The sequence below is a fragment of the Rufibacter soli genome, from assembly GCF_054781795.1.
In genome coordinates this window covers 1,571,764-1,586,656 of sequence record NZ_BAAGTS010000002.1, presented here as the reverse complement: position 1 = coordinate 1,586,656, position 14,893 = coordinate 1,571,764, and the positions used below count along the sequence as shown (strand labels likewise).

The following is a 14,893-nucleotide window of genomic DNA, read 5'->3' as shown; positions in this document are numbered from 1 at the left end:
TAGTACATTCGAATTTAACTATTAAAATTAATCTTAAAAATTTTTAGATATGAATCTGTTGCTTTAAATTGGCTACTTCAAATAAATAAGGAACCTTCAAGTTATGGTGGAAGAGAACAACGACAAAGCAGAAATCTACTCGCAGAGAGTACGGGCAGGAAAGCGCACCTATTTCTTTGATGTGAAGTCAACCCGCTCCAATGATTATTATCTAACCATCACGGAGAGCAAACGCAAGTTTAAGGATGACAACTATTCTTATGAAAAGCACAAAATTTTCCTGTACAAAGAAGATTTCGCTAAGTTCATGGAAGCGTTGCAGGATACCGTTAACCACGTAAAAGGTGAATTATTGTCTGAAGAGGCATTAGCAGAACTAGACCGCCTGGAACACGCAGAAACAGAAGCGGCCGTGGATGAAGAACTGAAGTGGGAATAAGCCCCCTCGCTCCTTTTCCCTTAAGCTCATGCCTGGCGTGAGCTTTTTTTATGCCTTCTGTTTTGGGCCTTATTTCTCAAAAACGCCTTTAAAAAAGCCATTCACCTATTTTTTCTCTTCCGGCATTCTCTAGTCCATTCCTTTCTTTAGTAATGGCAAGTCTGCCATTAAGGTAGCCTTCTACTCTTCTGAACGTCTTTTCCGTTTCTGTTTCTAATCAAAATCCCTCTCCCTTAACCATTTGTTGCGCTGCTGGCCCAGTAGAAGGCGCTACAGTAAAGACAATTTGGTGGCTCTTTTAGTAGAAGGAAAGTGCACCTGGCAATCGCTTTTAAGAAAAATCTTTTATTTAAAAGTACTATTTGTCATTAACAAATACGCGACGTAGTTTTGCGACAGGATGCTAAAGGCCTTTAATACTATTCTACTTGCACTGTGTATTGTCTTTTTAAAGGCATATAACCCCTACCTTACACAGGTACGCCAGGATACGTCTGCCTTCCTACCTAAGCACAAAAAGGAGAGAGTGTCCTTCTCTCATTCAGAATCTGCCCAGCAGGCGCATGATTTCACCTACAGCCCCGTTGCCGCAGAGAAACCAGCTACCCGGGTTGCTATTTCAGAATCTCAAACCGAGGAAGACACTGTTTCCTTTAGAAAATTCATCCTGGACGGTGATTTCCTTTCCTCTCTTTTCTCCGGTTTTCTCCTAGCGTATCTTTTAGGCCATTTAAGACAAATTTTACGGGCCTGTAAGCAACTAGCTTACTTCTCTTACCGTAGATGGTACCTTCTTTTCAGGGTATTCCAGATTTGATTTAAGTTTCCTTTTCTGGCCCGCTCCCGGGCCTCCTTTCCTTTACCCTGCCCGTTCCTATACCGGCCACTATGGGGTAACTCTCTTTTTAATTTAATTATTTTTTAAGCGCGCGCTGCTTCTATTCCTCCAGAATGGAAAATGCGCCCTGTTGGCAATCCCTTTGCTGACCCTTTCCATAGTCTTATTTTTTGCCTGTCTCCCATGGCCGCTGCTTTGGGCGGGCACTAGTGTAGGCCTCTACGCTTCCATCGTCATCATCCATTTTCCATTTAAATAATTTAGAAGTTCCATGAATCGAATTTTCATGCTCCTGGCCTTGTGCGCCGTGTTTACTAATTCCGGCTGTGAATCTAAGAAGGAAAAGAAAGAAGAGGCCACCCAGTTCCTGGTGACCAGCCCTTTGGTAAAAGACACCTTGATTACCAAAGAATACGTGAGTCAAATCCACGCCATTAGTCATATTGAGGTAAGGGCCCTGGAGAAAGGCTACCTCCAGAAGATTTTTGTAGACGAAGGCCAATTGGTCAAAAAAGGACAGATGATGTTCCAGATCATGCCCGCTATGTACCAAGCCGAGCTGCAAAAAGCCCAGGCCGAGGCCAATTTCGCCAACATTGAATACCAGAACACCAAAAAGCTGGCTACCGGCAACGTGGTATCTCCTATTGAACTGGCCATGGCCAAAGCCAAACTGAACAAGGCCAAAGCCGAGGTTTCAGTAGCCCAGGTGCATTTAGGGTTTACTCAGGTAAAAGCGCCTTTTAACGGCATCATGGACCATTTAGAAGTAAGGCTCGGCAGCCTGGTTGACGAAGGCGAATTGCTCACCACGCTGTCAGACAACAGCCAGATGTGGGTGTATTTTAATGTACCTGAGTCTGAGTACCTGGACTACAAAGCCAGCCAGAAAAGCGCCAAAAACCAGAAAGTAAAACTGGAGCTGGCCAACCAGCAGATATTTGAATACCCCGGTGAGGTAAAAACCATTGAGGCCGACTTCAATAACGAGACGGGTAACATCGCTTTCAGGGCCACTTTCCCTAACCCCAATGGCCTGCTACGCCACGGGGCTACCGGTAACATTCTCATGGAAGTACCTATGCACCACGCATTGCTTATTCCACAGAAAGCCACTTTTGAGGTGCTGGACAAGAAATACGTCTATGTGCTGGACCAGAACAACGTGATAAAATCCAGAGAGATCACCGTGGCCGCTGAGTTACCTCACCTGTATGTGGTGGAGAAAGGCCTGAAGGCAACCGACAAGATCCTGTTGGAAGGTCTGCGCCTGGTGCATGAGAATGAGAAGATCCATCCCAAGTTCGTGGAGCCTGCCACCGCGCTCTCTCAGTTAGAATTATACGCGGAGTAACCCTATTTCCTAGAAAGCAGAAAACATGTTTAGTAAATTCATACATAGACCCGTATTTGCGATTGTAATATCGGTCATGATCGTTTTTGTGGGGGGCTTGGCCATCAAGCAGCTCCCTATTTCGCAGTTCCCGGATATTGCGCCAACCACGGTCAATATCTTCATCGCCTACCCTGGTGCCAGTGCCGATGTACTGGTAAACTCTACCCTCATTACCCTTGAACAGGCCATTAACGGCGTGGAGGGCATGCGCTACATTGCCTCAGATGCCACCAGTGCCGGGGAAGCCACGCTCAGGATCATTTTTGAACCCGGCACCGACCCCAATGACGCGGTAATTCGAGTCAAGACGCGGGTAGACCAGGTAATGCCCTTGCTCCCAGAACTGGTGCAACGCGAAGGGGTAGTGATCACACCCATCCAGCCAAGTATGTTGATGTATGTGAACCTCTATTCTAAGGGGGAAAGCATGGATGAGAAGTTCCTCTTCAACTACGCCACCGTGAAGATGATCCCGGAAATCCAGAGGATCAAAGGGGTGGCCCGGGCGCAGATCTTGGGTAGCCGTCGCTACGCCATGCGTGTTTGGTTGAACCCAGACCGTATGCGCGCCTATAAAATATCAGTGGAGGAAGTGATGGAGGCCTTAGCCGAGCAAAGCATCATTGGCCGCCCAGGCCGTTTGGGCCAAAGCTCTGGTATTGCCGCTCAGTCTCTGGAATACGTGCTTACCTACAAAGGCCGCTACAACAAGCCGGTAGAATATGAAGGCATCATCATCAGGGCCAACTCTGAAGGCGAAAGCATTCGGTTAAAAGACATTGCCACCGTGGAGCTGGGCAGTGAGTTCTTTGACATTTACTCCAATCTGAACGGCCAGCCATCGGCGGCGATTGTGTTAAAGCAGAACTACGGCAGTAACGCCAGTGACGTAATTGCTGAGGTGAAAGCCAAGCTGGAAGTAATGAAAGGCTCCTTCCCTCCCGGCATGGACTACAAAATTAGCTATGACGTGTCTCAGTTTCTGGACGCGTCCATTGATCAGGTAATTCACACCCTTCGGGATGCGTTTATTCTGGTGGCTATTGTGGTATTCATCTTCCTGGGCGACTGGCGCTCTACCCTTATCCCTATTCTGGCGGTGCCGGTTTCTTTGGTGGGGGCGTTTTTTGTGATCCAGTTCTTTGGGTTGTCCATTAACCTGATTACGCTGTTTGCCTTGGTCCTAGCCATTGGTATTGTGGTAGACAACGCCATTGTGGTGGTGGAAGCGGTCCATGCCAAAATGGAAGAAACCAACCTCTCCCCGTACAAGGCCACTATTGAAGTATTACGTGAAATTGGTGGGGCCATCATTGCCATTACCCTGGTTATGACCGCGGTATTCGTGCCGTTGGTGTTCATGTCTGGTCCGGTGGGTATCTTCTACCGCCAGTTCTCCATCACCATGGCCAGCTCTATTGTGATCTCGGCGGTGATTGCCCTTACCCTTACCCCGGTACTGTGTGCCATGCTGTTAAAGAACAACCACGGCAAGCCGAAGAAAAAGAACCCGCTTACCAGGGCTTTGGATGGCTTCAACACCGGTTTTGAGAAACTGACCGGTAAATACGTGGGCTTGCTCCGGAATATTGTGAGCAGAAGATGGCTTACGTGGGCTATTTTGTTGGCCTTCGGGGTGGGTATTTTCATTGAGAACAAGGTGTTGCCTTCTGGCTTTATCCCGAATGAAGACCAGGGTACTATTTACGCCATTGTGCAGACCCCGCCGGGTTCCACTCTGGAGACCACCAACAAAGTATCACAGAAACTACAGAAAGTCTGCGAAAGCATTGAAGGGGTAGAATCTGTGTCTTCTTTGGCAGGCTATGAGATCATGACCGAAGGCCGGGGCTCTAACGCCGGTACCTGTTTGATCAACTTAAAAAGCTGGTCAGACAGAAAGCATACCGTGAAAGAGATAATGGAAGAGCTCGAAGAGAAATCTAAAGGACTGGGCGCGGTGGTTGAGTTCTTTGAGCCACCCGCAATCCCGGGTTTCGGATCTTCCGGTGGTTTCTCTATGCGTTTGCTGGACAAAAACTCAGACACAGACTACCATGAGTTTGACAAGATCAACCAGGAGTTCATGGCCCAATTGGGTAAGCGAAAAGAACTGACAGGCTTATTCACGTTCTTCGCGGCCAACTACCCGCAGTATGAGCTGGAGATTGACAACAACCTGGCCATGCAGAAAGGGGTGTCAATTGGCAAAGCCATGGAAAACCTGAACATCTTGATTGGTAGTACATATGAGCAGGGTTTCATTAAGTTCAACCAGTTCTTTAAGGTATACGTGCAGTCAGACCCTAAATACAGAAGATTGCCGTCTGACATCCTTAACCTGTTTGTGAAGAACGACCAGGGCGAGATGGTACCGTACTCTGCGTTCATGAAACTTAAAAAGACCCAGGGCCCTAATGAGGTAACGCGTTTTAACCTGTACAACTCAGCGGCTATCCAAGGGCTTCCGGCCAAGGGTTATACCACGGCAGACGCCATCAAGGCTATTCAGGAAGTGGCGGCTAATACCCTGCCCAAAGGCTATGACATTGCTTGGGAAGGCCTTTCCTATGATGAATCCATACGGGGGAATGAGTCGCTTTATGTGTTCCTGGTGGTGTTGCTGTTTGTCTATTTTGTGTTGGCAGCCCAGTATGAGAGTTTCATTATCCCGTTTGCGGTAGTGCTTTCCCTCCCGGTAGGGGTATTCGGCTCTTTCTTACTGCTCAAGTTGATGGGCTTGGAAAACAACATCTACGCGCAGATTGGCTTGATCATGCTTATAGGTTTGCTAGGGAAAAACGCCGTGTTGATTGTGGAGTTTGCCGTGCAGAAGCGGCAGCAAGGGGCGACTATTCTGGAAGCAGCCATTGAAGGGGCCCGCGTGCGTTTCCGTCCAATCCTCATGACTTCCTTCGCGTTTGTGGCTGGTTTGATTCCGTTAATCGTGGCCACAGGTGCCGGGGCCATCGGAAACAGGACCATTGGAGCCTCAGCCCTAGGCGGTATGTTGTTCGGGACCATTTTCGGGGTGGTGATCATCCCGGGCCTGTACTACATTTTCGCTAAGATGGCAGACGGCCGCCACCTGATCAGAGATGAACACGAGACCCCACTCACCGAAGGCTATGTGTATGCCAACGAGGAACTCTCTTTAATTGATGAAAGCAAAGACCATGTATAAGAACAGAACAAAGAAATGGATGGGGATTGCTTTTGTGTCCTTGTCTGTTACGGCCTGTAGTTTACCCACTTTAGTCCAAAAATCAGTGAACACGGCGGTACCTGCGAGTTTTAATAACTCGCAGGACACCACCAACACGGTGCAGACGCCTTGGAAGCAGTTCTTCACAGACCCGCACCTTACGGCTCTGATTGACACCGCCCTGCAGAATAACCAGGAGTTGAACATCACCCTGCAGGAAATTGAGATAGCCCGCAATGAGGTGAGAATCAGGAAAGGCGAATACCTGCCTTCAGTGGGATTACGGGCCGGAGCCGGGGTAGACAAAGTAGCCCGGTTCACCAACATTGGGGCGTTAGAGGCCACCACTGAAATTGAACCAGGCCGCGAGATGCCCGAGCCTTTGCAGGATTACCAGATAGGGGCTTTTGCTAACTGGGAGGTAGACATCTGGCACAAGTTGCGCAATGCCCGCCAGGCAGCCACCAACCGGTATTTGTCTTCTGTGGAAGGCCGGAATTTCATGGTGACCAACCTCATCTCTGAAATTGCCACCTCTTACTATGAACTGCTGGCCCTGGACAACCAATTGGCCATCATTAAGCAGAACATTGACATCCAGAGCAACGTGCTGCGCATTGTGAAGCTGCAGAAAGAGGCCGCCCGGGCCACAGAATTACCCGTGCGCCGGTTCCAGGCCCAGGTGCTTAACACCCAGGCTTTGCAATACAAGATCCAGCAGCAAATCACGGAGACAGAGAATAGGATTAACTTTTTAGTAGGCAGGTTCCCACAACCGGTGCAGCGTACCAGCCAGGAATTGTTAAGCCTCACGCCCACGCAGGTAACCACCGGCACCCCAGCCCAACTGCTGGCCAATCGGCCCGACATAAAGCAAGCCGAGCTGGATTTGGCGGCCGCCAAACTGGATGTGCAGGTAGCCCGGGCGCAGTTTTATCCCACCCTGGGGCTTTCGGCGGGAGTAGGTTTGCAGGCCTTTAATCCCAGTTTTTTGGTAAAACCTGAGTCTATGCTGTTTTCGCTTGCCGGAGATGTTATGGCGCCACTGGTGAATAAGAACGCTATTAAAGCACTTTATACCAGCGCCAATGCCAAGCAGATACAGGCGGTATACAACTATGAGCGCACCATCCTTAATGCGTACATAGAAGTGACCAACCATTTGTCCAGCATCAGTAACCTGCAGAAGAGCTATGAGTTGAAAGCCCGGGAAGTGGAGGCACTTACCCAGTCTATAGACATTTCAAACACCCTTTTCAACTCAGCCAGGGCAGATTACATGGAGGTACTCCTTACCCAGCGCGATGCCCTTGAATCTAGATTTGACCTTATTGAAACCAAAATGCAGCAAATGAATGCCACGGTGAATGTGTACCGTGCTTTGGGAGGCGGCTGGAATCAATAATCTTTAAGTGCCCTTCCCTATTCACCTAGGGTAGAAATTAAAAGAGGCCCTTTCCTACTTCTGGAAAGGGCCTCTTTTTTATATGTCCACTGGGTTTGGCAAGGCCTTATTCTATCAGCTTTCTGTTTTAGGCCTGTTTTTAGAAAAACGCCTCTAAAACAGAAAAGGAGTTTTAGTGTTTTAGGTCCTTCGCCTTGTAAAGGTACTTTTGGTTGCTGCAGTTGCCAACATTCTTTGGCGAATAAAAAGATAAAGGTGAATGAAACTGCCGAAATATTGCCAGGCCTCTACTCCTTCTGCTTCAAGGTTTTCCTCTTTCTTTTTGACAACATTACCCTTAACTTGAGATGGTCATACATAAGGGCTACCAGTAAGATGAACCCCGCCAGACTTAATCCCTTTAACTTTAGGGAAGAATAAAGCACTCCGCCGGTTAAGCCGCCAAAAAAGAAGAAACAGATGATGGTGCCGCGCAGCTTAATAGAGGCAAATAGCTTTTGTCTTTGCGTCTTTTCCCTATAAAAAAACAGCTGTGACAACTCAATCCCCAGGTCGGTGAACAGACCGGTCAGGTGGGTAGTTCTAACGGTGGCATTGGAGATGGTGGTGACAAGGGAATTTTGCATACCCATGGCAAAAAGCAGCGCATAAGCCAATACATCAGGGTTTTGATGCAGGAACAACTCTCCCGAAAAGGCCAGGGAAAGAAGAATGAGGCTCTCCAAGAGAATTGGAATCGTAAAACTTAAGGTCTTCTTGTTGAGGGAAAGCAGCTCAATCAGGAAATTGGAAACAAAGGACCCCAGGAAAAAGAAAAAGATATACAGGAAATAAATGAATCCCTGCCACCATTTCAGCCGGAAAACCTCATCTATCAGGTAGGCAAAATGCCCTGTCACATTGGTGGTTAACCTTTGCACCGCCAAGAACCCCGACACATTCACCATTCCCGCCACAAAAGACAACAAAGAAGCAATTCTTAGATTGTGCTGCAGGGTTCTGGTTTTACCTCTATGCCGAAACATTGTTGTTTACTTAATAAGCCCGGCTTTCTTTTTAGACAAAATCAGGAGGGCGGGAAAGTGCGCTAGAAAGCGGCAACTACGCGTTTTTGCAGACTAGTTGCAAGGGAATTTTCAGGAAAGATTAAAGGGAAGAAAAGAAGGTTTGGTTTGGCTTGACATCAAACCTATAGGTTGATCAAAGCTTGTGTGCCTTGTTGGCCCAGGTAAAAAGAAATAAAGTTCTTGTGAAGGCAATGAGGCCCAAGATGCTTCTTTCTTCCTTCCTATCCCCAGCAAAAACGGGTTGCTTCTCTTATTAAAAGCCATTGGGTTGCTAAACCTGTTTTGAGCCTGTTTTCCAAAAAACGGCCTTAAAACAGAAAATCTTTTCTAGCAAAACAAAGAGGCCTATAGTAATCCAAAACCCGGACCACTACCAAAAGCAAATCCTTTCCGACTTACCTCCAATCCTGCTTACTCCACTCCCCTGCTACTATTATAGAAATAGTCCCCCAAGGATTGCGTATATTTGCACCCGCTTCTAAAAAAGTAGGTATCAGTCACCAAAACCTTGATAGAGGCGCAAACATCAACCTTGAAATTAGACCAACCTTATATTTATGGGACTTCGTTGTGGAATAGTGGGTTTGCCAAACGTAGGTAAATCTACGCTGTTCAATGCCTTGTCAAATGCCAAAGCAGAATCTGCCAATTACCCTTTCTGTACCATTGAGCCCAACGTGGGCGTGATCACGGTGCCAGATGAGCGCTTAAAGGTGCTGGAAGATCTGGTACACCCAGAGCGCGTGTTGCCCACCGTAATGGAATTTGTAGACATTGCCGGTCTGGTGAAAGGTGCTAGCAAAGGCGAAGGCCTGGGCAACAAGTTCCTGGCCAATATCAGAGAAGTTGACGCCATTATTCACGTAATCCGTTGCTTTGATGACCCTAACATAGTGCACGTGGCCGGCGGCGTAGACCCGGTTTTTGACAAAGATGTCATTGACACTGAACTGCAGCTGAAGGACCTGGAGTCTATTGACAAGAAGATCTCCAAGGTAGAGCGCACTGCCAAATCTGGTGATGCCAACGCCAAAAAAGAGTTCGCTTCTTTGCAGCGCTTCAAGCAGCACCTGGAAAGCGGCAAGAATGCCCGCTCCCTTGATGTTTCAGAAGAAGACCTGCAGTCTGTAGAAGACCTGCAACTGCTCACCATTAAGCCTGTGATCTACGTGGCCAACGTAGACGAGGAATCCATCTTAACCGGAAACAAGTTTCTGGATGCCTTGAAAGACCACGTGAAAGACGAAAAGGCAGAAGTGGTGGTGATTTCAGCGGCTATTGAAGAGCAGATCGCAGATTTCACTGAGCCCGAGGAAAAAGAAATGTTCCTGGGCGAGTACGGCCTCAAAGAATCTGGCTTGAACCAATTGATCAGAGCGTCTTATGCCCTACTAGACCTAGTGACCTACTTCACCGCCGGCGTCAAAGAAGTACGGGCCTGGACTATTAGAAAAGGCTGGAAAGCCCCACAGGCGGCCGGCGTAATTCACACAGACTTTGAGAAAGGCTTCATTAGAGCCGAGGTGATCAAGCTCAAAGATTACGTAGAATACAAGACCGAAGGCAAGATCAAAGAGGCCGGCAAGATGGCCCTGGAAGGCAAAGAATATGTGGTGCAGGATGGAGATATAATGCACTTCCGTTTTAACGTATAAGCCTTACCCACCATACAGGCATAAAAAAAGGAGAGCAATTTGCTCTCCTTTTTTTATGCCTGGAAAGGAATAGGATTATTTTATACAAAGCCTACGCATATACCCCAAATTAATGATTTTAATGCTTTTCCCGATTGAACAATTATAACTTTTAGCAAATTTAACCCCCTCACTCTGTGTCATTTACCCAATATTAGGATTTCTTTTTATTGATAAGAGGCAACATTTTATTCTAAAATCTGTAAATATGTGCAGAATACTATATTTCAACTCTTTAAAACTATGAAAAAAACCTTACTTAAAGCTTCTGTAATCAGCGCGATGATGCTGTCTATGGTAGCCCCAACAGAGTCTAATGCCCAGTCAGCCGACAGGCCTTGGGGACTTTCGATCTACGCGAACGCCATTCAAGCCAGAACCAATATGCGGAATGACATGTGGGACATGAGCAACTCTAGCTGGGGCGGAGGTTTGGGAATCAATAGATACATTTCTCCTTCCTTTGACGCTACGCTGCAACTCAACTACTTCAACATGAAGCAGGAGTCCAACACGGTTACCTATAATAAAACCGGGTATGGCTTTGGTAGATTTGATGATGAGGTAGGAACCGCCAACTTCGGTCTTAAACTGAAACTGAACAACGGGAAAATCCTGAGTGAGACGTCGTTCCTGCAGCCTTACCTGATTGCCGGTTTGGGCGCCCATTACGCTAGCGTAGAGGCCTACCTGCCAGTAGCCAGACCAGGCGGAACCAACACCTTCAAGTATGATGAAGGCCAACTGCGCCTGAACTACATGGGTGGTGCCGGTATTGGCTTCAAAATCACAGACGGTATTAGCTTATTCGCGCAGACCACTTTAAACTACCCAACCACTAACTTATTAGACGGTGTTTCTACTGCCGGTTCTGATGAGTTGATGGACCGCTACCTGCAACACCAGTTTGGTCTTTCTTTTGGCTTAGGTAAAGCCAAAGACACAGACGGAGACGGTGTTTCTGACCGCCGCGACAAATGCCCAGACACCCCAGCCGGTGTACAAGTTGACAAAGAAGGTTGCCCACTTGACGGTGACAAAGACGGCGTGGCCGATTACTTAGACAAATGCCCAACTGAAGCCGGAACTGCCGCTTTAGAAGGCTGCCCTGACAAAGACGGTGACGGTATCCGTGACTCAGAAGATGAGTGCCCAGATGTAGCCGGTACTGCTGCTACCAGAGGTTGCCCAGATGCAGATGGTGACGGTGTTGCTGATAAAAATGACACTTGCCCAGGTACTCCAGCCGGAACCCGCGTTGATGCCAATGGTTGCCCAGTGGTACTTGACAAAGACGGTGACGGTGTGAATGATGACGTAGACCGTTGCCCAGACGTAGCCGGTTCTGCTTCTAACATGGGTTGCCCAGCACTTGACATGGAAGACAGCACTTACATGGCCCGCGTTCCTAAGATTGAGTTTGAGTTCAACAGAGCTGTTCTGAAGAAAACTTCTTACCCAACCCTAGACAGAATTGCTTCCATGTTGGGTAAATATCCGCACTACAACCTGCGTATCTCTGGCCACGCTGACCACATTGGTTCTAATGAGTACAACCAGGAACTGTCTGTACGCAGAGCTGAATCTGCCAAGTCTTACTTCACCAACACCAAAGGCATTAGCTCTGACCGTGTGATCACTGAAGGATTTGGCGAAGAGCGTCCAATTGCTCCTAACACCACCAACTCCGGCCGTGCTAAAAACCGCCGCGCTGAGTTCCGTCTCTTCATCCAGTAACGGAAACTAGGATTGATATTTAAAAAATGCCCGGCCACTTGGTCGGGCATTTTTACGTTTAGCCCCATAACAACTACTTACCCCTATGGAAAAAGGAAAAAAACCAGAGGTTTGGCTGCAAGGCCCCTTGCCAGAGATACCCGCCTTGCTGCAGCCCGTGGCCCATGCCCTGCTACAGGCCCAGGCCGAAGTAAAAACATATATGGAGGGATTCCCGGAGCACCTGCTTTGGAGCAGACCCGCCAACGTAGCCTCTGTAGGCTTCCACCTGAAGCACCTGGCTGGGGTGTTGGACCGCCTCTTTACCTACGCCCGCGCCGAGGCCCTTTCTAAAGAGGCCCTGGCTTACCTACAGGCAGAAGGTACAGAGCAGCCTAACCAAACCGTAACTGATCTGGTAAAGGCTTTTGAAGGCCAGGTACAAAAATCTTTGGCCCAGCTAAAGGGCACAGATCCCTCTACGCTTACCCAGTTCAGGGGCGTGGGCCGCGCCCAGCTTCCGTCCACGATGCTGGGCCTCATCTTCCACGCCGCTGAGCATACCCAGCGCCACGTGGGCCAACTGCTGGTCACCAGCCGCATCTTACAGGCCGGCGTCTAGAAGTAAAGCGAAAAGCTCCACCATAAACAGAACGGCCCCGAAACAGAAACTGCCTGGTCAAATGCCAGGCAGTTTCTGCTTCGGGGCCGTTTTTGTAAAAACAGGCTTAAAACGCTTTTAGTTGTAATGAGGCAGTAGGTTGTACACGGTGCCGTATTCCAGCATTTGCTGCGTGAAGTTATCTGGGTACACCAGCAGCACGTCTACAATCTTGCCATCCTTAACCACCGGCGTAAGCTTAGGCTGGATGAAGCCGCTGTAAGGGGCAATCTTCAGTTTGGCGTAGCGCTGCAGCACTTCCTGGTGCAAGGCCTTGTCTACCTGCACGCCATAAGTTTCTACCAGATTCTTGGCTGCGTTGAAATCGCCTTCAGATGTAATGCGCTGGGTCTCGCGCAGCAATTGACCAAACAAAGCGCGAAGCTTCTGGTAGTCATTTACCTTGAAGTACGTTTTGCCGTCTTTGGTCACTCGCTCTATCACGTTGTCTTTCTTACCTTTCTCAAAGGCCCAGGCAGCAATCATCTGGCGGTTACGCATGTGGTCTTCCTCAATCACCTCGCCGGGCGCAATACGCGAAAGTTGGGTCATTAAACCGCCCCGTATGTAGCCATCATATTCGGCCTTGCCTACTTCCAGGTTAGGCATCACGCCCATTTCTACCAGCTTAGGGTCCATCACGTAGTATAGGGCCACCAGGTCGGCGCGGCCTTCCTCAATGGTACTGGCGTAGTTCTTAAGCGTCTGCTTGGGCGTACCCACGCCTGGATTGATTTGGCCAGAGGCGTGGCCTATTACTTCGTGCATGTCGGTGTGCAGGTCGCTGGCCAAGGAGCTGTATTTCTTGGAACGCTCAATCTCCTCGGGGCTGTAGGCAAACTCGGTGAGGGCACTTCCGCCGGTGTTGGCAGACTCATTGTAGGCATGAACAATGTTGCCCAGGTTCACAGACTTAGAGCCGTGCTCCTTGCGTATCCAGTTGGCATTGGGCAGGTTAATACCAATAGGCGTGGCCGGGGCCGCGTCTCCTGCCTCTACCACCGTGGTAATCACCTTGGCCGTAATACCTACCACGTTCTTTTTCTTGTGGTTAGGCAACAGCGGCGAGTTGTCCTCAAACCACTGGGCCTGGTCCCCTATGGCCTTGATGCGCTTGGTGGCTTCTTCGTCTTTGAAAGACACTACAGACTCATAGGAACCTTTGATCCCCAATGGGTCATCATAGACCTCAATGAAGCCGTTCACCACGTCTACCTTGGAGTCCACGTCTTTGACCCAGGCAATGTTGTATTCGTCAAACACCTTCAGGTCACCGGTGCGGTAGAACTGCACCAGTTTCTGGAGGGCTAGTTTCTGCTTGTCGTTCTCAGCCACGGCCACGGCTTTTTCCAGCCAGAACACAATGCGCTGGATAGCTGGACCATACATGCCGTCGGCCTTCCAGGTTTTTTCCGTCAGCTGGCCGTTTTCCTTCACCACTTTGGAGTTCAGGCCATGGGAAACCGGCCTGGTCTTGTCTGCATCTGTTTGCTTGGCATAATAGGCCTCCACCTCTTTCTGGGTCACCCCCTCATAGAAGTTCACCGCCGAGGTTTTGATCAAATCCTGCCCGGCGGCTTTGTTAGTCTGCTTAGGCGCGATGTTAGGGTCAAAAAGGATAGGCGTAATCCATTTAATAAAGGCATCCCGGGTCTCGCCGTCCTTCAAGGGCAGCTGTGAGGAAGGAATTTTAGTGATGGAGGCGGCCAGGAACTCCTTGCTGAACTCGGGCATAATCTTGTTAGCTGAGTAATGGTGGTGGATACCATTAGAGAACCACACCCGCTTGGTGTATTCCATGAACTTCTCCCAGTCAGGCGAGGTGGAGCGGTCGCGCTTGTTCTGCACAATGGCATCCAGGGTTCTTCTGATACGCAGGTTATGCTTGAAGTTCTGGTCGTAGATGATGTCACGGCCGGAGAGGGCGGCCTCATAAAGGTAATAGAGCAGCTCTTTCTGTTTTACCGGAAGATTCTCAAAGCCAGGAACGCGGTAGCGCAGGATCCTAAGGTCAGCGAACTGCTCGGCTACGTAGTTGAAACCTTTGTCGTCATCCAGGACCTGAGGGGCAGAAGTCTGCTCAGCGGTCACCTGGACGGGGTTAGTTCCTGTGGCCGCTTTCGCGCTAGCGGTAGTGGAAGTGGCGGAAGCTGCTGGCGTCTCTGCAGAGGAAGTAGTCGCTTTTTTAGCACAGCCTCCGGCCAGGATAGAAGCCAATAAAAACGCCGAAGCGGCGATAGGTGCTTTTCTCATAGATAAGGGTGTAATGATGACTTAAAACTAAGCAATTTGACTAAGGGTGCAAAAACCTGGCCATATCCCCTTCGGTAATACCTCTCTGACTGTTTTAGAGCCGTTTTTGGAAAAGAGGTCTAAACCAGAAGCCAACTTAGACATCCTCTGGTTGGCAGCATGCCAGTAATACCGCCGGAAACAAATATCTTTAAACCGCATACCACTCTCTGCGCTATT

10 protein-coding genes are annotated in these 14,893 nt (G+C 48.9%); 8 read left to right on the top strand and 2 right to left on the bottom strand.

The genetic code is table 11. The features are described from left to right. Positions 1 to 106 precede the first annotated feature (106 nt). From ACYVJQ_RS08500 to ACYVJQ_RS08480, 5 genes are all read left to right on the top strand, one after another. On the top strand, positions 107 to 439 hold the full coding sequence (locus ACYVJQ_RS08500) for a DUF3276 family protein (RefSeq protein WP_460893588.1): 333 nt from the start codon (positions 107 to 109) through the stop codon (positions 437 to 439). A 526-nt stretch (positions 440 to 965) separates the two neighbouring features. Further along, positions 966 to 1,256 carry a hypothetical protein gene (locus ACYVJQ_RS08495; protein ID WP_460892647.1) on the top strand — a complete coding sequence of 97 codons (291 nt, stop codon included), beginning with the start codon at positions 966 to 968 and terminating at the stop codon, positions 1,254 to 1,256. 292 nt (positions 1,257 to 1,548) lie between these two features. Next, positions 1,549 to 2,631 carry an efflux RND transporter periplasmic adaptor subunit gene (locus ACYVJQ_RS08490; RefSeq protein WP_460892646.1) on the top strand — a complete coding sequence of 361 codons (1,083 nt, stop codon included), beginning with the start codon at positions 1,549 to 1,551 and terminating at the stop codon, positions 2,629 to 2,631. 25 nt (positions 2,632 to 2,656) lie between these two features. Then, positions 2,657 to 5,857 carry an efflux RND transporter permease subunit gene (locus ACYVJQ_RS08485; RefSeq protein ID WP_460892645.1) on the top strand — a complete coding sequence of 1,067 codons (3,201 nt, stop codon included), beginning with the start codon at positions 2,657 to 2,659 and terminating at the stop codon, positions 5,855 to 5,857. After that, complete coding sequence (locus tag ACYVJQ_RS08480; RefSeq protein ID WP_460892644.1) at positions 5,850 to 7,283, top strand: TolC family protein; 1,434 nt, start codon at positions 5,850 to 5,852, stop codon at positions 7,281 to 7,283. Before ACYVJQ_RS08485 ends, ACYVJQ_RS08480 begins: the two co-directional genes overlap by 8 nt. 287 nt (positions 7,284 to 7,570) lie before the next feature. Here ACYVJQ_RS08480 and ACYVJQ_RS08475 read toward each other — a convergent pair whose 3' ends face one another. After that, positions 7,571 to 8,308, bottom strand: a complete 738-nt coding sequence (locus tag ACYVJQ_RS08475) for a YoaK family protein (RefSeq protein ID WP_460892643.1) — start codon at positions 8,306 to 8,308, stop codon at positions 7,571 to 7,573. 599 nt (positions 8,309 to 8,907) lie between these two features. On the opposite strand from ACYVJQ_RS08475, the gene ychF reads away from it, so the two are divergent. The 3 genes from ychF to ACYVJQ_RS08460 all read left to right on the top strand — a co-directional run bounded on the left by ychF (position 8,908) and on the right by ACYVJQ_RS08460 (position 12,382). Continuing rightward, on the top strand, positions 8,908 to 10,005 hold the full coding sequence (ychF, locus tag ACYVJQ_RS08470; protein WP_460892642.1) for a redox-regulated ATPase YchF: 1,098 nt from the start codon (positions 8,908 to 8,910) through the stop codon (positions 10,003 to 10,005). Between the two features lie 282 nt (positions 10,006 to 10,287). After that, entirely contained in the window at positions 10,288 to 11,781 is a 1,494-nt protein-coding gene (locus tag ACYVJQ_RS08465) for an OmpA family protein (protein WP_460892641.1), read from the top strand. 85 nt (positions 11,782 to 11,866) lie between these two features. After that, on the top strand, positions 11,867 to 12,382 hold the full coding sequence (locus tag ACYVJQ_RS08460; protein WP_460892640.1) for a DinB family protein: 516 nt from the start codon (positions 11,867 to 11,869) through the stop codon (positions 12,380 to 12,382). Positions 12,383 to 12,499: 117 nt separating this feature from the next. On the opposite strand, the gene ACYVJQ_RS08455 is transcribed toward ACYVJQ_RS08460, so the two are convergent. Continuing rightward, positions 12,500 to 14,674: a dipeptidyl-peptidase 3 family protein gene (locus ACYVJQ_RS08455; protein WP_460892639.1), complete on the bottom strand. Its 2,175-nt coding sequence runs from the start codon at positions 14,672 to 14,674 to the stop codon at positions 12,500 to 12,502. Positions 14,675 to 14,893 lie beyond the last annotated feature (219 nt).